The sequence below is a fragment of the Nonomuraea turcica genome, assembly GCF_030718205.1.
Lineage (GTDB): Bacteria > Actinomycetota > Actinomycetes > Streptosporangiales > Streptosporangiaceae > Nonomuraea.
The window spans coordinates 43,763-66,854 of sequence record NZ_JAUZQF010000038.1; the positions used below are offsets into that span (position 1 = coordinate 43,763).

Annotated in this window: 24 protein-coding genes; 14 read left to right on the plus strand and 10 right to left on the minus strand. The window is 69.3% G+C overall.

The features are described 5' to 3' along the window. The first annotated feature begins 7 nt into the window (after window positions 1-7). Window positions 8-1,237 (plus strand): MFS transporter, encoded by a 1,230-nt coding sequence (locus tag Q9G87_RS54170; RefSeq protein WP_305924522.1) that lies wholly within the window; start codon window positions 8-10, stop codon window positions 1,235-1,237. A gap of 139 nt (window positions 1,238-1,376) precedes the next feature. Here the strand turns inward: Q9G87_RS54170 and Q9G87_RS54175 are convergent, their stop codons facing one another. The 4 genes from Q9G87_RS54175 to Q9G87_RS54190 all read right to left on the minus strand — a co-directional run bounded on the left by Q9G87_RS54175 (window position 1,377) and on the right by Q9G87_RS54190 (window position 5,042). Further along, the gene (locus Q9G87_RS54175) at window positions 1,377-2,597 is read right to left on the minus strand and encodes a cytochrome P450 family protein (RefSeq protein WP_305924523.1); all 1,221 of its coding nucleotides are present in this window, start codon (window positions 2,595-2,597) and stop codon (window positions 1,377-1,379) included. Window positions 2,598-2,752: 155 nt separating this feature from the next. Continuing rightward, entirely contained in the window at window positions 2,753-3,772 is a 1,020-nt protein-coding gene (locus Q9G87_RS54180) for a hypothetical protein (RefSeq protein WP_305924524.1), read from the minus strand. A gap of 297 nt (window positions 3,773-4,069) precedes the next feature. After that, entirely contained in the window at window positions 4,070-4,279 is a 210-nt protein-coding gene (locus Q9G87_RS54185) for a hypothetical protein (protein ID WP_305924525.1), read from the minus strand. After that, the gene (locus Q9G87_RS54190) at window positions 4,248-5,042 is read right to left on the minus strand and encodes an SCO6745 family protein (protein ID WP_371825980.1); all 795 of its coding nucleotides are present in this window, start codon (window positions 5,040-5,042) and stop codon (window positions 4,248-4,250) included. The genes Q9G87_RS54185 and Q9G87_RS54190 overlap by 32 nt, the downstream gene beginning before the upstream one ends. A gap of 57 nt (window positions 5,043-5,099) precedes the next feature. Here Q9G87_RS54190 and Q9G87_RS54195 point away from each other — a divergent pair, with 57 nt between their 5' ends. Next, window positions 5,100-5,825 carry a phytanoyl-CoA dioxygenase family protein gene (locus Q9G87_RS54195; RefSeq protein ID WP_305924527.1) on the plus strand — a complete coding sequence of 242 codons (726 nt, stop codon included), beginning with the start codon at window positions 5,100-5,102 and terminating at the stop codon, window positions 5,823-5,825. 30 nt (window positions 5,826-5,855) lie between these two features. On the opposite strand, the gene Q9G87_RS54200 is transcribed toward Q9G87_RS54195, so the two are convergent. Together Q9G87_RS54200 and Q9G87_RS54205 are read right to left on the minus strand one after the other, a co-directional pair. Next, on the minus strand, window positions 5,856-5,993 hold the full coding sequence (locus tag Q9G87_RS54200; RefSeq protein WP_305924528.1) for a hypothetical protein: 138 nt from the start codon (window positions 5,991-5,993) through the stop codon (window positions 5,856-5,858). A gap of 93 nt (window positions 5,994-6,086) precedes the next feature. Beyond that, a complete protein-coding gene (locus Q9G87_RS54205) occupies window positions 6,087-6,641 on the minus strand; it encodes a YceI family protein (protein ID WP_305924529.1) in 555 nt (184 codons plus the stop codon). Between the two features lie 231 nt (window positions 6,642-6,872). Here Q9G87_RS54205 and Q9G87_RS54210 point away from each other — a divergent pair, with 231 nt between their 5' ends. Further along, window positions 6,873-7,988 (plus strand): hypothetical protein, encoded by a 1,116-nt coding sequence (locus Q9G87_RS54210; RefSeq protein WP_305924530.1) that lies wholly within the window; start codon window positions 6,873-6,875, stop codon window positions 7,986-7,988. 97 nt (window positions 7,989-8,085) lie between these two features. Continuing rightward, complete coding sequence (locus tag Q9G87_RS54215) at window positions 8,086-8,556, plus strand: PPOX class F420-dependent oxidoreductase (protein ID WP_305924531.1); 471 nt, start codon at window positions 8,086-8,088, stop codon at window positions 8,554-8,556. 49 nt (window positions 8,557-8,605) lie between these two features. Here the strand turns inward: Q9G87_RS54215 and Q9G87_RS54220 are convergent, their stop codons facing one another. Next, a complete protein-coding gene (locus Q9G87_RS54220) occupies window positions 8,606-9,922 on the minus strand; it encodes an RNA-guided endonuclease InsQ/TnpB family protein (protein ID WP_305924532.1) in 1,317 nt (438 codons plus the stop codon). A gap of 25 nt (window positions 9,923-9,947) precedes the next feature. Between Q9G87_RS54220 and tnpA the strand changes: the two genes are divergently transcribed. Continuing rightward, complete coding sequence (gene tnpA / locus Q9G87_RS54225; protein ID WP_305924533.1) at window positions 9,948-10,379, plus strand: IS200/IS605 family transposase; 432 nt, start codon at window positions 9,948-9,950, stop codon at window positions 10,377-10,379. A gap of 198 nt (window positions 10,380-10,577) precedes the next feature. Beyond that, window positions 10,578-11,018, plus strand: a complete 441-nt coding sequence (locus tag Q9G87_RS54230; RefSeq protein ID WP_305924534.1) for an anthrone oxygenase family protein — start codon at window positions 10,578-10,580, stop codon at window positions 11,016-11,018. An 8-nt stretch (window positions 11,019-11,026) separates the two neighbouring features. Here Q9G87_RS54230 and Q9G87_RS54235 read toward each other — a convergent pair whose 3' ends face one another. Both Q9G87_RS54235 and Q9G87_RS54240 read right to left on the minus strand, forming a co-directional pair. Further along, window positions 11,027-12,070 carry a tartrate dehydrogenase gene (locus tag Q9G87_RS54235; protein ID WP_305924535.1) on the minus strand — a complete coding sequence of 348 codons (1,044 nt, stop codon included), beginning with the start codon at window positions 12,068-12,070 and terminating at the stop codon, window positions 11,027-11,029. 9 nt (window positions 12,071-12,079) lie between these two features. Beyond that, a complete protein-coding gene (locus Q9G87_RS54240) occupies window positions 12,080-12,955 on the minus strand; it encodes a LysR family transcriptional regulator (protein WP_305924536.1) in 876 nt (291 codons plus the stop codon). A gap of 102 nt (window positions 12,956-13,057) precedes the next feature. Here Q9G87_RS54240 and Q9G87_RS54245 point away from each other — a divergent pair, with 102 nt between their 5' ends. The 3 genes from Q9G87_RS54245 (at window position 13,058) to Q9G87_RS54255 (ending at window position 15,904) form a co-directional block, all read left to right on the plus strand. Further along, a complete protein-coding gene (locus Q9G87_RS54245) occupies window positions 13,058-14,656 on the plus strand; it encodes an SLC13 family permease (RefSeq protein ID WP_305924537.1) in 1,599 nt (532 codons plus the stop codon). 120 nt (window positions 14,657-14,776) lie between these two features. Further along, window positions 14,777-15,595, plus strand: a complete 819-nt coding sequence (locus tag Q9G87_RS54250) for a hypothetical protein (protein ID WP_305924538.1) — start codon at window positions 14,777-14,779, stop codon at window positions 15,593-15,595. Between the two features lie 183 nt (window positions 15,596-15,778). Next, on the plus strand, window positions 15,779-15,904 hold the full coding sequence (locus Q9G87_RS54255) for a hypothetical protein (protein ID WP_305924539.1): 126 nt from the start codon (window positions 15,779-15,781) through the stop codon (window positions 15,902-15,904). Here the strand turns inward: Q9G87_RS54255 and Q9G87_RS54260 are convergent. Continuing rightward, window positions 15,901-18,072, minus strand: a complete 2,172-nt coding sequence (locus Q9G87_RS54260; RefSeq protein ID WP_305924540.1) for a DUF6055 domain-containing protein — start codon at window positions 18,070-18,072, stop codon at window positions 15,901-15,903. The two genes, Q9G87_RS54255 and Q9G87_RS54260, sit on opposite strands and share 4 nt — an antisense overlap. Window positions 18,073-18,483: 411 nt before the next feature. On the opposite strand from Q9G87_RS54260, the gene Q9G87_RS54265 reads away from it, so the two are divergent. The 5 genes from Q9G87_RS54265 to Q9G87_RS54285 are packed head-to-tail and all read left to right on the plus strand — an operon-like array spanning window position 18,484 to window position 23,089. Further along, window positions 18,484-19,497, plus strand: a complete 1,014-nt coding sequence (locus tag Q9G87_RS54265) for a BtrH N-terminal domain-containing protein (RefSeq protein ID WP_305924541.1) — start codon at window positions 18,484-18,486, stop codon at window positions 19,495-19,497. 60 nt (window positions 19,498-19,557) lie between these two features. Then, window positions 19,558-20,346 carry an ABC transporter ATP-binding protein gene (locus tag Q9G87_RS54270; protein WP_305924542.1) on the plus strand — a complete coding sequence of 263 codons (789 nt, stop codon included), beginning with the start codon at window positions 19,558-19,560 and terminating at the stop codon, window positions 20,344-20,346. Next, entirely contained in the window at window positions 20,343-21,188 is an 846-nt protein-coding gene (locus Q9G87_RS54275; protein ID WP_305924543.1) for an ABC transporter permease, read from the plus strand. The genes Q9G87_RS54270 and Q9G87_RS54275 overlap by 4 nt, the downstream gene beginning before the upstream one ends. A 25-nt stretch (window positions 21,189-21,213) precedes the next feature. Next, entirely contained in the window at window positions 21,214-22,050 is an 837-nt protein-coding gene (locus Q9G87_RS54280) for an ABC transporter permease (protein WP_305924544.1), read from the plus strand. Between the two features lie 25 nt (window positions 22,051-22,075). Beyond that, on the plus strand, window positions 22,076-23,089 hold the full coding sequence (locus Q9G87_RS54285) for an ABC transporter substrate-binding protein (protein WP_305924545.1): 1,014 nt from the start codon (window positions 22,076-22,078) through the stop codon (window positions 23,087-23,089). The last annotated feature ends 3 nt before the right edge of the window (window positions 23,090-23,092 follow it).

Genomic DNA, 23,092 nt, shown 5'->3' on the forward strand with positions numbered 1-23,092 from the left:
GTGAGCGATGGAGACTGACACGCGGCCGGCGGCCCGCTCGTTGTGGCGGGACCGTGACTTCCTGATCTTCTGGTGCGCGCAGACGCTGTCGGTGGCGGGCGACTCGTTCGCGCTCATCGCGGTGCCCCTCCTCATCCTCAACGTCACCGGCTCCGTCGCCCAGATGGGTCTGCTCACCGGCGTCTCCGGGGCGGCGTCGGTGGCGGCCGGGGTGTTCGCGGGGGTGCTCGCCGACCGATTCGACCGGCGTCGGCTACTCATCGCCTGCGACGTCATCCGGCTCGTCCTGTACGTGACGATCCCGGTGGTCTGGCTATTCGGTCAGCACATCTGGCTTCTGTACACGGTGCTGCCGATGGCCGCGGCCGTGGGCATGGTCTTCCAGGTCACGTACGTGTCTGCGGTGCGCGGCCTGGCCGGCGAGCAACGGGTCACCGAGGCCAACGGCATGCTGTACGCCACCGCCGCCGCGGCGGGCATCCTCGGCCCCACCCTCGCCGGGGTGGTGAGCGGCCACCTCGGCCCGACCGCCGCGATCGCCATCAACGCGGCCAGCTTCGGGCTGTCCGCGTTCGGCGTCCTGCTGACCCGCTCCTCCCGGTACGCCGTCGAGCCCGCTCCCAAGGGACGGCCGTGGCGGGAGCTGCTGGCCGGCGCGGAGTTCCTGTTCCGGCAGCCGGTGCTGCGGACCATGACCATTTTGCTGACGTTCTTCATCTTCATGACGCTCGGGCTGACGGACATCGTGATCTACCGGCTCAAGCACGACCTCGGCCAGGCGGACTCCGTGGTGGGCATCGTGCTGGGCGTCGGGGCGGCCGGCACGATGGTCGGCTCGATGCTGGTGGCCCGGATGCGGCGGATCCTCGGCTTCGGGCCGCTGTGGATCGGGGCGGGGATCGTGTCGGGGCTGGCCATTCTCGGCCTCGGGCTCGCCGGCTCGGTGTGGGGTGTGGCCGCCATCATGGCCCTCTACCTCGCGTGCGTCAGCTTGGCGGGGATCTGCTCCATGTCGCTGCGCCAGCAGGTGACACCCGCTCACCTGCTGGGCCGGGTGACGTCGGCCTTCTGGACGATCCACTTCTCACTCGGGCCGGTGGGCGCGGCCGCACTCGGCTGGGCCGCCGCGCGCTACGGCGCGACCGCGGTCTTCGTCTTCGCCGGAGCGTCCTGCCTGGTGCTGGCTCTGATCGCGCTGGCCACGCCCGTACGGCAGCGCTACCCCGAGCGCGCGTGACCTTCCGGTCAGGTTCCGGCTCTCACAACCTTGAGCGCGCCTGCTTGTTGAGCAGGTGGACGGCTGCTCTAGGAGAAGGAGCCCAGGATGTCCGATCTTGCCCGGCAACGGAGGCCTGCCGGGCAAGACGAACGGCACGTCAGGGTTTGGCGATACCGAGGGTGACCGGCAAGGACAGCGGGCCGATCGTGAAGAACGACGGGGAGTACGGGATGTCGTCGGGGTCGATCGCGAGGCTGAGCCCCGGCAGCCGCCTGTACAGCGAGGCGAGCGCCAGCCGGCTCTCCAACCGGGCCAGCGGCGCCCCGATGCAATAGCGCGGGCCGTGGCCGAAGCCGAGGTGTCCGGTCTGCTCGCGGGTGATGTCGAACCGGTTGGCGCTCTCGCCGTACTCCTCCGGGTCGATGCCACTGGCCTGGTAGACCACACCGACCGCGTTGCCTTTGGGAATGTGCACCCCGGCGACGGTCACGTCGTCCGCCGTGAACCGGAAGCTGGTCATCATCACCGAGTGGCGATAGCGCAGGGTCTCCTCGACCACGTCGGCCCACCGGTCCTCGGCCTTGGCCAGCTCGAGCTGGCCGGGGTTCTGAGCCAGCGCCACGATGGCGTACCCGAGCAGGTGGACGGTGGTCTCGTGGCCGGCGACGAGCATGAGCCACAGCACGCCGACCAACTCGTCGGTGGTGAGCTTGTCCTCCTCGTCGCGGACCTGGACCAGGCCGGAGGTGAGGTCGTCACCCGGCTCCCGCTGCTTGCGCTCCACCAGGGCGTGCAGGAAGGCTTGAAGGTTGTTCTGCGTCGCGAACGCCACATCCGGCGGAGTCGTGTGCGCCAGCAGCGTGGCGGTCCACTTTCGCAGCCGGAGCCGGTCCTCGGCGGGCACGCCGAACAACTCGCAGATCACCGCCATCGGCAGCGCCTCGGTGAAGGCGGGAACCAGGTCGACGCCATCGCCGGCGGCCACCACGTCATCCAGCAACCCATCGATGATCTGCTGGATCCGCGGCTCCAGAGCCTGCACCCGGGCCGGTGTGAACGCCCTGCCGACCAGGCCGCGTAGGCGCCTGTGGTCGCCTCCGTCCACGGTGGCCAGGTGACCGCCCTGGATGATGGCACGTAGCGGCCAGTCTTCGGGAATCGATCCGTCGTACAGAGCGGGCCAGTGCTGGGGATCCCTCAGGAAGGTCTTGTTGTCCCCGGCGAGGACCTCCCGCACGGCCTTGTGGGTCAGTGCCAGGTAGGCGGGCACGCCTCCGGGGAATTCCACTTCGACCACGGGGGCGATCTCCCGCAACCGAATACAGGTGTCGAGCGGGTTTTCGTTCACGGCGGGGAAGGAGGGAAGGTTCGTTGCCATGTGACCCCTTCGCACGGAATCCGGTCAGTGATCTCATCCAATATCGGCTGTGATCTACAAACAACATGACAGAGTGATCAGTAACGTGATGGTCACCTTGAGTTCTCTCATGCTGGATCATCCGCCGATCGACCACCTCAATACGACGTCACCGGCTACTCCGGTTCCAGGCGCCAGATCATGCCGTTGGTGAACGGCATTTCCTCGGCCTCGGTGTGGTCCTCGCCGACCGCCCACACCGACGCCGACCCCGGACGCCGGGCGAGTCCCGCCACCGACCGGCCGCCGAACGGTCCGCGGGTGATCGGGTACGTCTTCCACTTCCCGCCGGTGAAGCGGCCTAGGCCGCGGGAGACGGTGGTCCAGATGCCACCCGCGCCGTCGGAGACGATGCTCCCGCCGACGGTGAAGCGTTCGGGCATGACCTTGACCAGCCACCGGCCGCCGCCCCACCTCATCAGCACCGGCCGGGTGCACATGGTCTCCTCTGCCCCGCACACCCAGTACATCGAGCCCAGCGCCCACACCTCGCCCTGCTCGCCCACCGCCAGGTCGAGCACCCGCGTCTCCCCCTGCTTGGCCCCGTACAGGCGAGGGATCGGCGGGCGGGGGAGCAGGCTCCAGCGGCGATCGCTCCAGCGGGCCAGCGTCACCCGCCCGTCCTTGTCTCCCGCGATCCACACCTGACCCGACGCGGTCCCCTCCAGGGCGTGGGCGCGGACGCCGAAGGGTGGCCGCTGGGCCCGCCAGCGCTCGCCGTTCCAGTGGTGCAGCGCGTCGTACGTGGTCGCCCAGACATCGTCACGGCCGAACACCGCGGCCCCCGACACCTGGGCGTTGTCGAGCACGGACAGCATCCACGACGTGCCGTCCCAGCGGGCCGCGCAGCCGGCAGGGTCGCTGCTCGCCACGGTCGCGGGGCAGTGGCCGAACACCCACAGGCCCCCGTCGCCGGAGGCTGCGACCTGCTGCGGTTCCACCACCTGGTCGAGTTCCGGCAGCTCCTGCCAGCGCTCGCCGTCCCACCGAAGCGCGTACGACAGCTGGCTGATCGGGCCGCAAGGGTTGTTGTCCTGCCTGGGGAATTGGCGGTCCCCGACGGCGTAGACCGTGCCGTCGCGCAGTGCGGCCACGCCGAGGAAGCGGTCGCGGTAGGGGTAGGTGTTGTAGTGCACGAGGCGCGCCCCTTCCCCGGATGGAAGCGGCGGCGGGGTGGGCGGCAGAGTGGAGCTCGGATCGAGGTGGCAGCGGCGTCCCGGCGAGGTCTTCCCCGAGCCGGGGGACGCGTTCGCCTGCGGCCTCGGCGTCGGGTCCGCTGCGCCGGAACCGGTCACGGGCGAGCATCCGGCCGCTAGGAGGGCCGCCGCCATGCCTAAGACCGCCCGCCCTGAGACCGCCCGGCCTAAGGACGTCGTATTCCGGCGCATGGGAGGCATCCTGCCATCACGCTCCTCCGATGTGCAGAAGGCGCGTCAAGGCCGTGGGGCGTACGCGTTGGCCTGGGCGGTGTAGAGCCGCGCGTACGGTCCGCAGGCGGCCAGCAGGTCGGCGTGGCTGCCCTGCTCGGCGATGCGCCCGTCGTCGGTCTCGATGATGCGGCCGCCGTCCAGGACGACGAGGCTGCGTATGAGGAGAGCGCGTTTTATCGGGTCATCCCTGGCGAAACCGCTGGTAGGCGTCATTGACCTGATCGAGGAGGTCAATGAACTCGATGCGCTCCTCCTGGGAAAGACTGGCATAGGGCGCCGCGGACAGTGCATCGGTGAGCCGCTCGGCCTCTGCCAGGGCGGCCGTGGCAGACTGCGGCACGGCAGGCCACGGTGGACGCCAGCCGTTGGCCTCGGCCTTGCCGGGCCCGGGGCCCGCCAGGATCGCCGTCAAGGGGGTAAGCCCGCTGTCCAGCACCGCGATCAGATGGGAGCCGCCCCTGTGCTCCCGAAGTCGCAGCAGCGCGAGGGCCACGCGCGTCACCGGATCGTCGGCCGGGGCGGCATAGGAGCGCCACGCGGCGAACAGAGGGCGTCCCGCCGGCGGCGCTGCTTCTACCACCTGCTCAGCCAAATAAGCCAACCGCTCAAGTCCCGCCAGCCCGCCGTAGACCTTGCGGGCCCAGTGAAGGCATTCTTCGATATCGGCGCGCACGATGACGGCGAGTGGAGCGGCGGCACGGGCCGTGCTCCAAGCCTCACGGACGAGGTCCGGGGCGAAGAACCCGCAGGCGGCGGTGACGACGTCGGCATCCACGTCACCCAGCACTCCCCCACGACCGCCGAAATAGAACGGCCAGCGGGACAGCCCCAGGCGTTGTCCCCGGACGGCATGGCGCGGGTCACTCCCGAATGCGGCCCCTACCCCGGTCACTACATGCCTGGTACGTCGTACGACGTCGTCAGGTGTCACACCGGGTCCCCTATCCGATGGCAGCCGTGGATAATCGCAAGCCACCGCGGCTTTCCCCCGGCGTACGGAAAACCGGTGGACCGCGTCGCTACGGTGGCTCGTATGGGTGTTGTGGACATTGATCGGTTTGTTGCCGAAGGGTTCGTCAAGCTGGAGGCGGCCGTGCCCCGTGAGGTCGGGGACGCGGCCAGGGCGCTGGTGTGGCAGCAGATCGGCCTGTCGCCCGACGAGCCCTCCGGCTGGCAGCAGCCCGTCATGTGGGCCGCCGACCTGACCGGCCAGGGCCCCTTCGGGGAACTCGTGCGCAGCCCGCGGCTGCTTCAGGCGCTGGATGAGGTGGCCGGGCCCGGTGGGTGGGTGCCGCGCGGGTCGATCGGCAACATGCCGATCCGCTTCCCCCGCGTGGCGCCGGCCGACGATCGGGGCTGGCACATCGACGCCTCCGTGGCCAGGCCCGACGGCTCATGGGCCGTGTCGGGGCGGCCGGAGACGATGTTGTTGCTCACGTTGCTGTCGGACGTGGGTGACGACGACGCGCCGACCCGTATCAGGGTGGGCTCACATCGTGATGCCGAGCGGGCGCTGGGCGAGCGGGCGCTCGACCCGTTCGAGGCCGGGCCGCTGCTGGATGCGGCGTCCAAGGACCGGCCGATCGCGTACGCGACCGGGCAGCCGGGTGACATCTATCTCGTGCACCCGCTGACCGTGCACGCGGCCGACGAGCACCGCGGAACGCGGCCGCGTTTCATGGCCCAGGGGCCGGTGTTCCTGACCGCGCCGGTCGAGCCGGGCGAGGGCACCGCCCTGGCGCGCGCCGTACTGGCCTGATCGGGCACGTAGCCCGAAAGCGGCACTGCTTCACCCTTCTGGGCCCTCGTCGGTGTGGTGGACGCGGGTCCAGGTGGCGCCGCACCGGCAGCGGTATTCCTCGACCAGCTCACCGGCTTCGGTGACCGCCAGGCCGTTGTTGACGCGGACGTGGATGTGATCGCTCATGGGGGCTTCCTTCGGGGATCGGCGGGGACGCCAAGCGCACCGCGCGCCAAGTTAGGCATTTGCGCAGGTCACAGGGGTATATCCAGCGTACCGTCACTGCTTCGCGACGAGGCCGAGGTCGAACTCCACCTGGACGTCGTCGCTGAGTTTGAGTGCGCCGAACAACGCCGAGTACGGCTTGATCCCCCATCGGGACTGCTCGATGACCGCCGAGCCGTGTACGCGCCCCCCGGTCACCGACCCCTGCACGATCACGGGCCGGGTGACGCCGACGAGGGTGAGATCGCCCTCGAGGCGGAACGACTCCTCGGTCCCCTCGACCCGCGTCGACCGGAAGGTGATCGTCGGGTGGCGATCGGTGTGCAGGATCTTCTCCCGGATGGTTCTCTCGATCTCGTTGCGATCGGAGCTCGTCAGCGGCTTGACGCCGCCGGTTCCTTCACGGACTTCGATCGAGCCGGCGTCGACCTCGACGGCCACCGACGAGTGGACCGGGGCGGTGGTGTCGATCGTGGCGTCGGCGCGCCAGCGGGTGACCTCGAGAGTGAGGTCGTGGCCGGCCTTCGCGCCCAGCCCGGTACGGGTCGTCTTGACGAGGAGCCGGCCGGAGTCGGGTCCCAACGTGTAGCTACCAGCGGTAATGCTCACGTTTCCAGGCTAACGACTAAGTTGGAGAGCCCGCCGTCGGGTGGCGGTCGGCTCGGGTTGCCCAGTCGCGCGACGCCTCGCGTCGCTCCGCATGTAAAAAGTTTTGCGCATTTCCCGACAAACCCGCTGATCAGCGACCCGCAGGACCGTCAAACACCCTCCGGAATTACGGCGGATCAAGCATCCTGAGCATGGGCATCACGCTCCCCCATCTCTTCATAAGGAGCCCGCGTGACCCGGTACGCCGTCGACCAAGTCCGCAACGCGCTCATCGCCACCTGGAGCACCGGCATCGGCGACGTCGCCACCACCGTGGCCGAGCTTCCCCCAGGACCGGACGCGCTCCGCCTCGCCACCTGCCTGACCGAGCTGTCGCAGGCCTGCTGGCGCTCCTACACCCACCCGGCCAGTGCCGCCGACCAGCAGGGGCCCAACAGCATCGGCTGGCACCGGCAGCAAGAGCGCGATGCCTTCACCGCCGTCGTACCAGCTCTGACCAGGCCCCAGCGGCCGGTCAACGGCGCCCCCTCGGCCACCCGGGTCGAAGAGATCGCCCACCGCGCCGGCCGCAGTCTGCAGGCGCTCAATGCGCCCCGTCTGACGGCGCGCATCACCACCGAGGTCACCGCCGAGCTGGCCGCCATCGAACAAGCCGAACTCGGCAACCTGAGGTCACGGGCCCAGCAGGCCGTCCTCCTCAGCCGCGAGGACGCCTCACCGCTCCACGTCGCCCATGCCGACACCGTCCTCCAGCGGCACCCCTTCGGCGCCGAGGAGCTGTTCACGCAGGTCGAGCCCACAGCCGCGGCCATCGCCGCCGCTCACTGGCTCCATGCCGCGACCGTCACCACCGCCGGCCAGACCCGCCTCCACCCGGCGCAGATCATCACGGAGGTCGACCGCGTCAAGGCCCTCGCGCATGACAGCCTCGCCGAAATCGTCGTCGCGATGAACGCGGGCTCCTCTCCCTGGCAAGTGGTCATGCCGATGATCCGCAGCGCCCTGCACGTGGCCGAAGGGCACTTTCGTGGCGTGGCCGAGGCCAAACAGCGCATTTCCGCAGCCGAAGACCTCATCGTCAAGGCCCACGACAACCATCCCGAGCTCGGCCTCAGCCTCGATTCGGTCTATCTGTCGATCAGTCCGATCAATCCCGCCCGCCCGGCCCTCGACCTGCTGGAGAACCTGCTGTCGGGAATCCGTAGTTGCTGGGTGCTCTACACACAATATGCGGACACCTTCAGCGGTAGAGAGGCGGACGTTGATCCGCCGCAACATCGCCACACCGAGGCGTTCATCGCCGACGTCCGGCAGGCCGCGGCGGCTCGCCGCGACCAGCTGCTCTAGCGCCCCTGGGATGCCGGCCGCACCGCTGGATCCTCTGGTCGGTGGCTCGCTCGATAGGGTCGTGAGCTGACCTGATTTGATCGAGAGGCACACCCAGATGGCTCCGAACATCGCGACCGCGCGCCGCGTCGAACTTCCCGAACTCCTCGAGTTCCTCCGCCTCAGGCACCATGGCCTGCTGTCGACCACCCGCACGGACGGGCGGCCGCAGTTGTCGCCGGTCTCCTGCGGAGTCGACGACGGCGGCCGGATCGTGGTCTCCACCTATCCCGACCGTGCCAAGGCACGCAACGCCCGCCGGGACGACCGGGTGTCGATCTGCGTGTTGTCCGACGACTGGAACGGCCCGTACGTCCAGGTGGACGGGCATGCTGAGGTGCTCGACATGCCCGAGGCCCTTGACGGGCTCGTCGAGTACTACCGCTGCATCGCCGGCGAGCACCCGGACTGGGATGAATACCGCGAGGCCATGCGGCGCCAGGACAAGTCGCTGATCCGCATCCACATCGACCGCTGGGGCCCGATCGCGACCGGCGGTTTCCCGGCGCGTCTGATGTCCGAGGACTGATTGACGTGCTCCTCCGCATGAATATGAATGGGGAGGATTCTCATGGCCGCTACGCCGCCACCCGTTGCGGGGTGGTGCGGGTAGTCCCGCCATGAGGTGCTTGACGCTTCAGCGGCCCCAATACGGCAGGGCCTCCACGTCCGGTGACCGCCCGTCCGGCGGCTGAGTTGTACCGGTACAACTGGGTGCGGGCGGCGTTGACGTCGGCGTTGCCGATCCACCCGCAGGCTGTGTTGTTGCACACGAACCGGGACTGACTCTGGCGGGAGCCTTCGGTGATCGTGTGGCAGGCGTGGCATTCCTGGCTGGTGCCCGGCGCCGGGACGAGGACGACCTTGCCGCCCTTGGCGGTGGCCTTGTAGGTGAGGAACTCGGCGGTGCGGCCCCATGCCTGCCCGGCGATGGCGCGGTTCAGGCCGCGTTTTTGGGCGACGTTCCTGCCTGGCTGTTCGGGGGTGCCGGAGGCGCTCGCCATCATGTTCGTGACCTTGAGGTCTTCGAGCACGATGAGGGAGAACCGGTCGGTGAGCTTGGCGGTGGTCTGGTGTTGCCAGTCGATGGCCCGGCGCTTGGCTTTGGCGCGCAGGCGGGCGATCTGGTCGTAGGTGTGCTTCAGCCGGTTACTGACAGGCTGCCCGGGTTTCGCCGCTCGTTTCTGGCGGGCGGCCTTGCGCTCCAGACGGAGTAGCCGCTGCTGTTCCCCGCTGGTCAGCCACTGGTTACGGTGGAAGATCTTCTCTCCGGTGGCCAGCGCCAATGGTACGGCGATGCCCCGGTCGATCGCGGTGCGCGGCCCCGGATGCGGGGCAGGCACCGGTTGCTCGGTCTGGATACGGAACACGATGTGCCACCCATTGGCCTCCTTCACCAACCGCGCCCCGGTGATCTTCCCGTCCGGGCCGCCCTTCGTGACCCCCGGCAGGTCTTTGGTCCACCGGAAGCGGACCCGGCCGAGTTTGGGGATGGTGACCGCGCCCCACCGCCGGTTGATCCGGGTGATGTTCAGGTCCCGCGCCTGGGGGACGTCCACCGCCATCCGGGAGCGCAATCGGCTCTTGAACGTGGGGCGCCCGGCCGGGTGGTCGGGGTTGAAGAAGTTCGCCCACGCCTGCCGGTAGGTCTTCAGCACGGCCTGCGCCGCTTGGGCGGGCAGGTCGTTGAGCCAGTTGATCTCTTTGCGGGCGGCCCGGATGGCTTCGTCGCATTGGGCGAGGGAGGCGAACCGGCCCTGCCGGAAGGTGAAGAACTCGTGCAGCAGGTTCCACAGCGTGCGCGCGTTGTGCGCCTGGCCGTCCAACACGGCGCTCTGCGGCTGGTCCAGCTCCAGGCGGGCGACATGAGCACGGTTGCGTTTCTCCCGCTCCACAGGGGCTCATTCTATCGTTTGGTGTATGTCACCGCGATGGGAACCGAACCCCGGCATCAGAACAGGACGTTACTGCGTCCACGAGCTGTCCGCGCATTTGGTGTTTGTCACGAAATATCGGCGAGACGCACTCACCGGCCCGATGCTGGAACGCTGCGAACAGATCATGAAAGAGGTGTGCGAGAAGTTCGACTGCGAACTGACCGACTTCAACGGCGCCGACGACCACGTCCACCTCCTGGTCCGCTACCCGCCCAAGGTCGCCCTGTCCTCCCTCGTCAACTCCCTCAAAGGCGTCTCGGCCCGCTACCTCCGCCAGGAATACAGCGCCCACGTCCGCACACACCTGGGGGGCGGCCACTTCTGGTCCCGCTCCTACTACACAGGATCGACCGGCGACGCCAGCGAGGCCACCGTCCGCACCTACCTCCAGTCCCAGGACCGACCCCAGAAATGAGACAACACCAGACGCGCTCACGACCGGTTCCAAAAGCGCGGGTCAGGGCACGCTCAGACCCTCGGGGGCCTTCCCGCACGGGCCCTCACCATCCGCCTGAAGGCGGGAGCACTGGCCCGCACCTCGGTAGACGCTTGCGTATGCGGGTGAGCGGGCTGGGCATGGACCGTCTCACCCACTGGGCATCACCATATGAGCATGTTGATACTCGCTCTGGTCACCCTCGTCTTACACGGCGCCCTCGCCGGACTCTTCTACACCTTCTCGATGTCCGTGATGCCGGGCCTGAACGCCATCGCACCCGCCCAGGCCGAGGAGGCGATGCGGAGCATCAATCGGAAGATCCTCAATCCGTGGCTCTACATCCCGTTCCTCGGCTCGCCGCTCGCGGCGCTGGCGACCGGGCTCCTCGCGGGCGCTCCGGCCGCCGTGTGGTTCTTCGCGGCCGCCGCGGTGGGCTTCGTCGGCTCGTTCCTGGTCACGGTGGCGATCAACGTGCCGATGAACAACGCCGTCGACGCCGGCACGATGGCGTGGAAGGACTACTCGCGGCGGTGGACGGCCTGGAACACGCTGCGGGCCGTGGCGTCCTTCATCAGCCTCGTCCTGGTCGGAATCGGCCTGGCAGGCGGCCTCTAGCGTTCGGCTCAGCAGAGCTGCAGCACCGCGCGGGTGAACTCCTCGGTGCTCGCCGTGCCACCGAGGTCGCGCGTACGGACCTCGCCCTTGGCCAGGACGGCCGCGATGGCCGCCACCACCTCCTCGGCCGCCTCGGGATGCCCGAGGTGCTCCAGCATCATGGCGGCCGACCAGATGGCGCCGATCGGGTTGGCCACGCCACGGCCGGCGATGTCCGGAGCCGAGCCGTGCACGGGCTCGAACATCGACGGGAAGTCCCGCTCGGGGTTGAGGTTGGCGGACGGGGCGATCCCGATGCTGCCCGCGACCGCGGCGGCCAGGTCGCTGAGGATGTCGCCGAACAGGTTCGAGCCGACGATCACGTCGAACCGCGCTGGCTCCAGGACCAGCTTGGCGCAGAGCGCGTCGATGTGCTCCTGGTCCCAGCGCACCTCCGGATGGCCGGCCGCGCGTTCCCTGACCAGCTCGTCCCAGAAGGGCATCGTGTGCACGATGCCGTTGGACTTGGTGGCGGAGGTCAGGTAGCCCTTGCGGCGGCCGGCGAGGGTGAAGGCGTAGTCCAGCACGCGGGTCACGCCCGCGCGGGTGAACACGGCTTTCTGGACCGCCATCTCCTCGGGGAAGCCGCGGTTCATCCGGCCGCCGATCTCGCTGTATTCGCCTTCGGTGTTCTCCCTGACGATCACCAGGTCGACCGCCGCGCGCACGGGGCTGTCGAGGCCCTGGAAGAGGCGGACCGGCCTGAGATTCACGTATTGGCGGAAAGCGCGGCGGATCGGGATGAGCAGGCCCCAGAGCGAGACGTGGTCGGGCACGCCGGGGGCGCCGACCGCGCCGAGGAAGATGGCGTCGTGGCCGCGCAGCTGTCGCAGGCCGTCGGGGGGCATCATGGCGCCCTCGCGCCGGTGGCGTTCGCACGACCAGTCGTACTCGGTGAACCGGAGGCCGAAGCCGTGACGCCGGCCCACCGCCTGCGCCACTTCCAGGGCCGCCGGGGTGACCTCGAGGCCGATGCCGTCGCCCGGAATGACCGCGATGTGATGCGTCGTCATGCTGTCGATTCAATACGAGAGCGCGATGTCCAGGAACTCGGTGGCCGCCGGGGTGAGCCAACCCTTCCTGCTGACCAGCGCCAGGTGCAGCGACGCGGGCGGATCCAGCTCGAACACCAGCGCCCCCGCCCGCTCGGCCAGCGGCCGCCAGGCCTCGGCCAGCACGCCGATCCCGACGCCCTTCAGCACCAGCGGCAGGACCACTTCCCTGTGCTCCGACTCGACCGCGATCGACAAGTCGACGCCGAAGGCCCGGATCTCCTCCACCAGCCTGCGTAACCCCGTGCCGTGCTCCCCCACGATCAGGCGTTGCCCGGCCAGCCGGGTACGCGGCAGCGACCGCGCCGGCGCGAACGGGCCGTCCGGCGGGGCGACGAGCACAAATCGCTGCTCCTCCACGGGGTGCAGCGTCACGTCGGCGACCGTGGGTGGCTCCCAGGCCGACAGCAGGCCAAGCTCCGTCACCCCCGTACGGACCAGCTCGATCACCGCCTGGGGCACCGGCGCGCCCTTGATCGCCACCTCAACGCCCGGGTGCCGGGCGCAGAACCGGCTGATCATGCTGCTGAGCGGCTCCACCGCGGGCGACGGCATCGAAGCGATGACGACCCTGCCGCGGACCACTCCCTCCACAGAGTCCACGCTCGCGCGGGCGGCCTCAATGCTGCGGACGACCTGCCTGGCCGGCTCGATGAGGGCCCGGCCCGCGTCCGTGAGCACCACGCGCCGGCCGATGCGGTGGAAGAGCTGGCTGCCGAGGTCCTTCTCCAGCGTCCTGATCGCCTGCGAGAGGGAGGGCTGCGCCATGAACAGCGCCTTGGCCCCCTTGTTGAAGCCGCCGTGATCGACGACGGCCAGGAAATACTCGAGCTGCCGGACGTCCATCGAACGCTCCTATAGGAGAGGCCTATAACACCAGTAGCTAACGCGTCTTGGACCTCTGCGCCACCTAGATCTTCAATGACGGCGGAAACGTTAGGAGCAGAGATGAACTCCGGCGGCCCCCGCACCGACGTCGACCAGGCCCTGCTGGGCCACGCCACCTACCGCAGCCTCGGCGAGCAGAAACTGTCGGCGGCCGAGGAGAGATTCGAGAAAGCCAGACGCACCACCGGCATGTGGCTCGCGCCGTTGATCACGGTGGTGTTCCTGCTGCTGCCCCTCGGCATGGACGGCAAGCAGCAGACGCTGGCGGCCGTCCTGCTCGGCGTCATCGTGTTATGGATCACCGAGCCGGTGCCCATCCCGGTCGGCGGTCTCATCGGCGTCGGCGCGATCGTGCTGCTCGGGGTGGTGTCCGCGGCGGACGCGCTGGCGCCCTTCGGCTCCCCCACCATCTTCACGTTCATCGGGGCGTTCATCCTGGCGCAGGCGATGCTCAAGCAGGGCCTCGCGCGCCGCTTCGCCTTCCGCATCCTGTCGATGGCCGGGGTGGGCCGCTCGACGTTCCGCCTGGTCATCGCCTTCGGTGTTATCACGTGCCTGCTGTCGGCGTTCGTCTCCAACACCGCCACCGTGGCGATGTTGCTGCCCACCGCGCTCGGCATGCTCGCGGTCATCGCCAAGCTCCTGCAGGACCGCGGGCTGGTGGCTGCCGACTTCAACCCGCTGCGGCTGCGGGTCGGCGCCGCGCTCGTCCTGATGCTCGCGTACGGGGCCAGCGTCGGCGGCCTGCTCACCCCGGTCGGCACCCCGCCCAACCTGATCGGCCGCGGCCTCATCGAGGAGGCCACCGGGCAGCGCATCTCCTTCGCCCAGTGGGTGATCACCGCGCTGCCGATCTGCGCGCTCATGTTCGTCGCGCTCGCGGCCGTGCTGCTGCTGCTCAACCGGCCGGAGATCCGCAGGATCGAGGGAGTCGAGGAGTACGTGCACGCCGAGCGGGCCGGCCTGGGCAAGCTGTCGCGCGCCGAGAAGAACACGCTCGTGGCCTTCGGCATCACCGTGTTCCTGTGGATCTTCCCGGGTGTGATCGCGTTGTTCGCCGGCACGGAGTCGGCCCTCTACACCACCATCAGCGGCCGGCTCAACGAGGGCATCGTGGCGGTGCTCGGCGCGGCCCTGCTGTTCGTGTTGCCGACCGACTGGAGCAAACGCGAGTTCACGCTCAACTGGAGCGACGCCGCCCGCATCGACTGGGGCACGATCGTGTTGTTCGGCACCGGCATCATCTTCGGGTCCCTGCTCGAGGACACCGGCCTGGCCAAGACCATCGGCTCCTCCGCGGCCTCGGCGCTGGGGCTGGCCAGTGTGTTCGCCATCACCGCGTTCGCCGTGGTGCTCGCCGTGGTGGTCTCGGAGACCACCAGCAACACAGCCTCCGCGGCCGTCGTGGTGCCGATCATCATCCCGATCGCGATCGCCGCCGGGGTGAACCCGTTCGTGCCCGCGCTGGCGGCGACGTTCGCGGCGTCGTTCGGGTTCATGTTGCCGGTCTCGACGCCGCAGAACGCCATCGCGTACGGGTCGGGCGTGGTGCCGATCACCACGATGATCCGCTCGGGCATCAGCTTCGACATCCTCGGCGCCATCCTGATCATTGTGCTCCTGCCCCTGCTGATCGGCCTGACCGGTATCGGAGGCTGATCACCGCTGTGGCCTGCGGGGCTGGCAAGAGTACAGAAATCGCCAAATCTCTCTAATCCGGAATAAGGGGACAGTCGGCGGATAGGAGGACAGGAAGGTCTACATCGTGCAGGAGGAATCATGAACGCCACCCAGACGCGAGCACGTGCCGACGGTAAGGCGCATCGGCTGCTCACGCTGGACCTGCCGATGCTCAGCGTCGAGGTCCGCCAGCCCGAGCTCCGGATGCCGCACGTCGAGATGCCGGCGATGCCACGCATGGAGATGCCGCACGTGCCGATGCCGCACATCAGCAGGAAGGAACTCGGCCACTACGTCGACATCGCCCGGACGTTCCTTCCGGCGCCTGAAAAGATCGCCTACTACGGGGCGCTTGGCGCGATGGCGGCCCTCGGGGTCGTCGAGTGGCCGGTCGCGGCCGCCATCGGGGCCGGAACGGTCATCGCGCAGCGGCGGCGAGGCCAGGAGCCGTCCGCCCGGCCGCGCCCGAGCACCACAACGGCCGCCCAGCCGGCTCCGAGCACGCGGGCCACGACCTCCACGCGAGGGACGACGACCGCACGGGGCAAGGCAACCACCACGGGCGGCGGCAAGGCCGCCACCACCGGCGGGCGGAAGACCACCACGACCAGCAAGACCGCCACCACCGGGGGACGGAAGACGGCCACGACCAGCAAGACCGCCCCGACCGGTGGGCGCAAGACGACCACGACCGGTGCGAGCAAGACGACCACGGCTGGCGCAAGGAAGACGACCACGGCCGGCGCAAGCAAGACGACGACCGGCGCAAGCAAGACGACGACCGGCGCAAGCAAGACGACGACCGGCGCGAGCAAGGCCGGGACCACCAGCGGGCGCAAGGGCGGCACCACCGGTGGGCGCAAGCCCGCCGCGAGCAGGACCGCGTCGGCTTCGCGTGCCACCGCGAGCAAGAGCTGACGAGTCGCGCCACACAGCCGCGCGTACATGGGACGCGCCCGCGCCGCGATCAGTTCTCCACGGCCCGGGCGCGGAACAGTCATCGATTGTTCACCGAATAGATATATTGATCATACCCATATGTACATCTTTCTACCTAAATATGCCTTAAGTAGAAGTTTCACACCCCCGTGAGGTAGAGAGTTGTCCGAGTTCCTGGCCTCGCTGCTCGCCAAGGCCGCCCTGATGCTCCTCGAAGCTCTGATCATGCGTTTCGTCCAGAGCCTCGCCGCCGCGATCATGAGCCCCGCCGGCCTCCGGGTCGCCTAGCCGAACGCGCGTACCTCCAGCAGCCCCACCGAGGCCTGGCCGCTCTGCAGCACGACCCGCAGGCGGGTGGTGCTGACCGCGGTGAACGTGACCGGGTTGTACGTCCCGTCCGCGATCGGGTAGCCGCTCGGGTTGGCCACGTCCACGTACGCGCTGCCGTTCCAGTACTGCAGCTTCCACGAGGCGGGCACCCGCACGCCGCCCCCGTCGTCGAAGAAGTAGATCTCCGCCGACTTGATCGTCTGCGTGGAGGACCAGGTCAGCTCGGCCCATTGGGTCCCGGTCTCGGGCCAGGTGCCCCACCGCGGGCTGGGCACGGCGCCGTCGTTGATCGCCGCGACGCTCTCCCAGGGCGAGGTGTACGAGGCCGAGGGCGTCGCGTTCGCGGCCAGGTTGACCGGCGTCGGCGTGGGGTCGCCCCCGCCGGTGCCGAAGGCCAGGTCGTTATCGCTGAAGATCGGGTGCGGCGGGTTCACGTCCGTCTCGCCGGCGCCGCCGTCGCAGCGGCGGTCGGGGTTGAACATCAGGTACGTCCCCGAGCCGCAGGCCGTGGCGGGCTCGGCGTCGCCGCCGATGACCACGCTGCCGCTGAGGTTGGCCCCGCCCTGGACCAGGGCGCTGTTCTTGACCACGGCGCTGCCGCCGACCGTGGCGCCGCTGTTCACCCAGGCCAGGTCCTCGATACGGGCGTTGCCGCTGACCGTGCTGTTGCCGTAGACGGCGGCTCGGGGGCCGACGTAGGCGGTCGCGGCCACGTTGGCCCGGTTGTCCACCCAGCCGCCGCCGTTGGAGTGCCAGTGCCCGTTGCCCGGCGCGGGCGGCTTCACGTGGCCCGGCTCGAAGCCCCACGGCGTGGCGCCCTGCAGGCGGAACTGGTACGGGTAGCGGTAGTTCTTCGGGTAGCCGTCGAGGAAGGCGTACTTGTGCACGGTCCCCGGGGCGCCGAGCACCACGAGATAGACATCCCGCTCACCCGGCTGCGTCTGGAAGGTCACCTCGCCGTTGGAGGAGCTGTGGATGGGGCCGTAGCGCGGGACGCCGTTCCTGACCGCGACGAACCCGTACGACCACCCCGACTGCGCGGTGGCGTTGACGTGGCCGCGGAAGCGCATCCGGATGAGGGCGCCGTCGCTGCTCGGCACGAGGCGGATCTTGTTGTAGCCGTAGTCGGAGGGCGCGATCGCGTCGGAGATGCGGAAATGCCCGGCCGAGGCGTTGACCGCCTCCACGTTGACGCCGTTGTAGGCGGTGATGAACGGATAGAGGCTGTTGATGAACGGCATGAAGTCGGCCCGGTTGGAGTAGTCCCAGGTGACGTTGCGCTGGGCGTACTCGCCGAGGCGCCGGTTGAGTTCGGCCTGGTCGATGCCGGCGATGCGGCGGTAGGTCTCCAGCGGGTGCTCGGTGTTCCTGGCCTCGTTCCACATGCGGTTGAACATGGCCAGGCCGTCGCGGTCCTTGATGTACTGCGCGAGCATCCAGGCGCCGTAGTGGTGGCGGCTGCTGCTGTAGGCGAGGTTCTCCGTGCGGATGAACCTGGTGAGGTCGCCCGCGGCCGTCTTCGGGTAGACCTGCATCGCCATGAACTCGGCACTCGCCTCCCAGAACGTCCCCGCGCTCGGGTGCGTGAACCCGTAACCGGAGCGGCCGAGGAAAGTGTAGTTCTGGAACACGTGCGCCAGCTCGTGGGCCAGACCCCAGGACCCGGGCTGGGCGGCTCCGGGGGCGATGTTGATGACGCCGACCCTGCCGTCGGTCGAGCCGCCGGTCGCCCACGCGTCCAGGGGCGCGTTCGACCAGGTCCTCGTGATGATGACGATGATCTTGTGTTGGGCCAGGAGGCCGGTCTCCGGCGTGAACTTCATGGTGTTCACGTAGAAGCCGTAGAGGCTTTCCAACTGGCTGAGGATGTTGTCGGGGTCGAAGCGGTACTGGGTGGGCGCGTTCCGCGGGTCGGTGCCCGACTGGTCGCCCCACAGGAGAATGAAGTTGGCCGACTCCTTCGTGCGCTCCGGCACCCACGGCACCTCGCCAGTGCTCTGCCAGCGGGACGGGATGTAGACCGTCTTGGCCAGGAGCGCGCTGGTCGCCGACGCCGGTGGCGGGGCGAGGAATAACGTGCTGAGGAGCATGACAAGGGCGACCGTCGCCGCCCGCAATCGTCTCACTGCAGAACCTCCGGAACTGTGGAAGGCCAGGCGCACGGTTAGCGCTAACATCGGGGCGCCAACGCCTGGAGATATGTCACATATCGAGGCGGCTCCGAGTGTCGGGACGCCGACAGAGGATGTCAAGGCCCGGACGCGCTGCCCGTCAATGATCACCTGTGTGAGCTGTGCTGGGCCGCCGAAGGGGAGTGAAAGTTACACCTGCCGTCGCGCCCGCCCGTGCGGTAGCGTGAACGCGGCGCCGTCCTGCGCCGGACCTTCTGACCGCGTGCCCACGCCACGCGGCGCACGCGAAGGCAGAGGGGATCGATGTCCTCGGGGCGAGACCTTCGATCGTGTCGGTTCTCCTTGAACGGCGGGTCGCGCAGCCGGAGCGTGGGTCCTTCGCGCGGGACCGCCTCGGGAGCGATCATGACCGATCACAAGCACCTCAAGCACCGCGTACGCGAGCGCATGGCCAAGACCGGCGAGTCCTACACCACCGCCCACCGCCACGTCACCGCCCGCGCCGAGCGCCACCACCACGAGTCGGCGCTGCTGCTGCGCGTGCTGGGTGGCGGTTACTCCGAGGCCATGCTGCTGGGGCTCGGCGGCGGCATCGGGTTCATGTACTTCGTCTTCGAGTACGCCGGCCACGCCCCGATGCTCACGATCGTGGCCCAGGCGCATCCCGAGCCGATGATCCCGCGGGCCCTGGACCGGGCCGGCATCCCCTACGAGAGCCGCCAGACCGGCTCCCCCAAGGTCGCCGAACGTCACCTGCGGGCCGCGCTCGACGCCGGCCGGCAGCCGATCTGCCGGGTGGGCCGCTTCCAGCTGCCCTGGCGGCCGGACCTGCCGTTCCCCGACCCGGTCGACGTCGTGGTGACCGGCATCAGCGGCGACACCGTGCACGTGTACGACGACGAGCCCGGCGAGCTGCCGCTGGCCGATTTCATGGCGGCCTGGTCGGCGATCAAGAAGTCCAAGCACCACCTCATCGAGGTCACCGGGCCCGCGATCGGGGCGCCCGACGTGACCGGCGCGATCAGGGACACCGTCGCCAAGCTGACCGGTCCGGTGCTGGGCAACAGCTTCGACGTCAACTTCGGGCTGTCGGGCATGCGCAAGCTGGCCGCGCAGCTCGCCGACACCACCGGCAAGCAGGGCTGGACCCGCCGGTTCGGGGACGATCCCGGGCCGGTGCTCGACCGGCTGCGGGACTGCCTGGAGGTCGAGTACACCACGCCCGGCGCCACCCGGCCGCTCTACGCCGACTTCCTGACCGAGACCGGGCACGCCGAGGCTGCGGCCGTCTACCGGGAGGCTGGCAGGCAGTGGTCGCGGGTCGCATCGGCCCGCACGTCGTTCCCTGAGCTGGCCGAGCTCGTGACGGAGGCCGTACGGCTGGAGGAGGCGGGCGTGGAGGCCTTGCGACGGGTCTAGCCCCTTGATCGATTCTGTATTCGGTCTACCATCTTCAGTATCCGGTATGGAGCTGATCGCATGGTGGTCGACGAAGCCGTCCGGCTGGACGGCGTTTTCAAGGCGTTCGTTCCACGTGGCCGCTCCGCGCAGCCGCTGCTCGCGCTGGAGGACGTGACGTTCACGGCGCGACCTGGCGAGTTCGTCAGCCTGGTCGGCCCGTCGGGCTGCGGCAAGTCCACCGTGCTCAACCTGGTCGCGGGACTCATGCAGCCGTCGGCCGGCCAGGTCGTCCACCAGGGCCGGCCGGTCGCCGGGGTGAACACCGAGGTCGGCTACATCACGCAGGACGACAACCTGCTGCCGTGGCGCTCGATGGTCCGCAACGTCGAGTACGGGCTGGAGCTGCGCCACGTCCCCAAGCCCGAGCGCCGCCGCCGGGCCAAGGAGTTCATCGAGCTGGTGGGGCTGGCCGGGTTCGAAGACCACTATCCGCACGAGTTGTCCGGCGGCATGCGCAAGCGGGCCGGGATCGTGCGCACCCTCGCCTACGACAGCGACGTCGTCCTCATGGACGAGCCGTTCGGCCCGCTGGACGCGCAGACGCGGGTCATCTTGCAGGACGAGCTGCTCAAGCTGTGGGAGCTGCGCCGGCCCGCGGTCCTGTTCGTCACCCACGACCTCGTCGAGGCGATCGCGCTGAGCGACCGGATCCTGACCTTCACCTGCCGGCCGGGGCGGATCAAGCGGGAGTACGCGGTGAGCCTGCCGCGGCCGCGCGACGTGTTCCACATTCACGACCTGCCGCAGTTCAGGGAGCTGTACGACGCGTTGTGGGACGACATCCGCATGGAGATCGCGGCCACATGACGCTCTCCGCTCTCCGTGACGGGCGCTCCGCGGGGGTGCTGGCGGAGGCGGCCGCCCGCGCCCGCGCCGCCGCGGCACGGGAACGGCTGTGGGCGCGCGGCGGGATCGCGGTGCTCGGGGTCGCGCTGCTGCTGTTCTGGGAGTACGGGCTCGGCCTGATCGTCGAGCGCCGTTACGTCAGCAGCCCGTCTGAGGTCGCGGCCCGGCTCGCGGAGCTGGTGCTGGACGGGCGGTTATGGGGCCACATCGGCGTGACGCTGACCGAGGCGGGCACCGGTTACCTCATCGGCATCGCGGTGGGCCTGGGGGCTGCGCTGCTCCTGGTGGCCGTGCCGGTGCTCGACGAGATCGTCGGGCCGTTCCTGGCCGCGTTCTACTCCATCCCGAAGATCGCGCTGGCGCCGATGTTCATCATGTGGTTCGGCCTCGGGCTGCTGCCGAAGATCCTGCTGGCCGCGTTGATGGTGTTCCTGATCGTGCTGGCCAACACGATGGCCGGGGTGCGGGGGATCGACCCGGGGCTGATCCAGGTGGCAAGAGTGATGGGGGCGCGCGGGGCGCGGCTGGTGCGCACGATCGTGTTGCCCGGGGCGGCGCCGGCGGTGGTGGCGAGCGTGCGGCTCACGTTCTCCCGGGCCATGGTGGGGGCGATCCTCGGGGAGTTCATCGCGGCGACGCAGGGGCTCGGGTTCCTCATCGTGCGGTCGTCCCGGCAGTTCGAGACCGCGACCGTGTTCGCCGGGATCGCCGTCGTCGCCGTCCTGGTCATGGTGGTCAACGCGGCGATCCGGGCGCTCGAGGCGCGGGCGCTGCCGTGGAGCGCGGAGAGGCCGCACGGATGAGCGAACCCGACGCAGTGAGCGACCCATGAGCACGAGTGAGCAGGTCATCGAGCAGGTGCGCAGGCGAGGGGCGCGGCGGGGGCTGCTGCGGCGGGCGGTGGTGTGGGCATGCCGGATCGGGGTCGCCGCCGGGGCGATCGTGGCGTGGAATCTGGTCTCCGGGACGCTGGTGCGCCCGTTCTTCATCAGCAGCCCGCGGGCCGTGGCCGACCGGCTGCTGGACTGGTTCGGGTCGGCCGACTTCTGGTTCCATGCCAGGTTCACGCTCACCTCGTCCGCGCTGGGGTTCCTCGCGGGGGCGGTGCTCGGGATCGTGCTGGCCTGGCCCCTGGCGCTGCGGCGGGTGGCCTATCGGATCGTGGAGCCGTATTTCCTCGTCGCGTACTCGATCCCGGCCGTGGCGCTGGGGCCGGTCTTCATCCTGTGGTTCGGCATCGGGCTTGCGCCGAAGATCGTCCTGGCCGCGTACTTCGTCTTCTTCGTGGTCTTCATCAACACCGTCGAGGGCATCAGGCAGGTGCCGCAGGGCCTGCTTGACGTGACGCGAGTGATGGGCGGCACGCGGTGGGCGACGATGCGGTCGGTGTTGTTGCCCGGCGCGCTGCCGTACATTCTCGCGGCCTTCCGCGTCACCCTGCCCGCCGCGATGATCGGCGCGGTGGTGGGCGAGTTCATCGCCTCCAACCGCGGCATCGGCTACCTGACCAGGGCGGCGGCCGGACGCTACCAGACCGCGGGAGTGATCGCGGGCACGATCGTGCTTGCCGCCATCGTCCTGCTCCTGTCCCTATCCTTGCGCCCCCTGTCGCGCGTGCTGCGCTGGCAGCGGGACGTGCGGCTGCGCGGCGGCGACGCCCTGTGAATTCCCCGAGGAGGTCGTATTCGTCATGAGGAGAACAGCTGTCATCGCGGTGCTCCTGGCCGGCGCCACCGCCTGCGGCGGCGCGGACGCGGGGAGCGAGCAGAAGAAGATCACGGTCGCGTCAGCCCCGAACGTGTTCCTGTCCGCGCTGTACGTCGCCAAGGACGACGGCATGTTCGCCAAGGAAGGCCTCACGGTCGAGATCGTCGAGGTGGAGAGCGGCAACGACAGCGTGGCGGCGCTGGCCTCGGGCCAGGCCCAGTACGCCGACGTCGGGTTCGAGGACCTCGCCGAGCTCGACAAGGCCGGCGACGACTCGGTCGTCATGGCCCACGACATCCTGAACCGGGTGACGCTCACGCTCGTCATGCGCAAAGAAGTGGCGGAGCAGAAGAAGGTGACTGCGGCGAGCCCCTTACGTGACCGGCTGAGCGCGCTCAAGGGCCTCAAGATCGGCATCACCTCGCCAGGCTCCCCCACCGACACGTACATGCGGTACTACCTGGGCTCGGTCGGCCTCGACCCGGAGCGCGACGTGGAGATCGTGCCGCTCGGCGGCGGGTCCGCGCTGCTCGCCGCCCTGGAGAAGGGCCAGATCGACGCCTACCACCTGTCGCCGCCGACCCCGTACGTCGCCGCGGAGAAGGGCTTCGGCGTGGTGCTCATCGACGGACCTAAGGGCGAGGTGCCGGAGCTCGACCAGTTCGACTACACCGCCTGGGCGACGTCGCGGCAGTGGGCCGAGGACAACGCCGAGACCGCCGCGGCCTTCAGCCGCGTGCTCGCGCAGGCCACCGCGAAGGTCAAGCAGCAGCCGGACACGGTGGCCGCGCAGATCATGGACGACCTCGGCAGCAGCGACCAGGCGACCGTCCTGCGCACCGTCAAGGCGATGACCTCCGCGCTGTCCGACAAGGGCTGCTTCGACCCGGCGGTCATCCAGCGCACGCTCGATGTCATGCTGCGGCTGAAGATCCTCGAGGAGAAGGCGGACGCGGCCGAGGGCCGCCTCTGGACGAACAAGTACAACGGCTGCTGAGGA

What these genes read in the sequence shown, in the direction of transcription:
- Q9G87_RS54270 (WP_305924542.1), top strand. Translation starts at nt 19,558, where the DNA reads ATGGTGGTCGACGAAGCCGTCCGGCTGGACGGCGTTTTCAAGGCGTTC.
- Q9G87_RS54275 (WP_305924543.1), top strand. Translation starts at nt 20,343, where the DNA reads ATGACGCTCTCCGCTCTCCGTGACGGGCGCTCCGCGGGGGTGCTGGCG.
- Q9G87_RS54195 (WP_305924527.1), top strand. Translation starts at nt 5,100, where the DNA reads ATGGGTGTTGTGGACATTGATCGGTTTGTTGCCGAAGGGTTCGTCAAG.
- Q9G87_RS54250 (WP_305924538.1), top strand. Translation starts at nt 14,777, where the DNA reads ATGAACGCCACCCAGACGCGAGCACGTGCCGACGGTAAGGCGCATCGG.
- Q9G87_RS54265 (WP_305924541.1), top strand. Translation starts at nt 18,484, where the DNA reads ATGACCGATCACAAGCACCTCAAGCACCGCGTACGCGAGCGCATGGCC.
- tnpA (WP_305924533.1), top strand. Translation starts at nt 9,948, where the DNA reads ATGTCACCGCGATGGGAACCGAACCCCGGCATCAGAACAGGACGTTAC.
- Q9G87_RS54170 (WP_305924522.1), top strand. Translation starts at nt 8, where the DNA reads ATGGAGACTGACACGCGGCCGGCGGCCCGCTCGTTGTGGCGGGACCGT.
- Q9G87_RS54280 (WP_305924544.1), top strand. Translation starts at nt 21,214, where the DNA reads ATGAGCACGAGTGAGCAGGTCATCGAGCAGGTGCGCAGGCGAGGGGCG.
- Q9G87_RS54285 (WP_305924545.1), top strand. Translation starts at nt 22,076, where the DNA reads ATGAGGAGAACAGCTGTCATCGCGGTGCTCCTGGCCGGCGCCACCGCC.
- Q9G87_RS54235 (WP_305924535.1), bottom strand. Translation starts at nt 12,070, where the DNA reads ATGACGACGCATCACATCGCGGTCATTCCGGGCGACGGCATCGGCCTC.
- Q9G87_RS54175 (WP_305924523.1), bottom strand. Translation starts at nt 2,597, where the DNA reads ATGGCAACGAACCTTCCCTCCTTCCCCGCCGTGAACGAAAACCCGCTC.
- Q9G87_RS54230 (WP_305924534.1), top strand. Translation starts at nt 10,578, where the DNA reads ATGTTGATACTCGCTCTGGTCACCCTCGTCTTACACGGCGCCCTCGCC.
- Q9G87_RS54185 (WP_305924525.1), bottom strand. Translation starts at nt 4,279, where the DNA reads ATGACGCCTACCAGCGGTTTCGCCAGGGATGACCCGATAAAACGCGCT.
- Q9G87_RS54240 (WP_305924536.1), bottom strand. Translation starts at nt 12,955, where the DNA reads ATGGACGTCCGGCAGCTCGAGTATTTCCTGGCCGTCGTCGATCACGGC.
- Q9G87_RS54245 (WP_305924537.1), top strand. Translation starts at nt 13,058, where the DNA reads ATGAACTCCGGCGGCCCCCGCACCGACGTCGACCAGGCCCTGCTGGGC.
- Q9G87_RS54215 (WP_305924531.1), top strand. Translation starts at nt 8,086, where the DNA reads ATGGCTCCGAACATCGCGACCGCGCGCCGCGTCGAACTTCCCGAACTC.
- Q9G87_RS54200 (WP_305924528.1), bottom strand. Translation starts at nt 5,993, where the DNA reads ATGAGCGATCACATCCACGTCCGCGTCAACAACGGCCTGGCGGTCACC.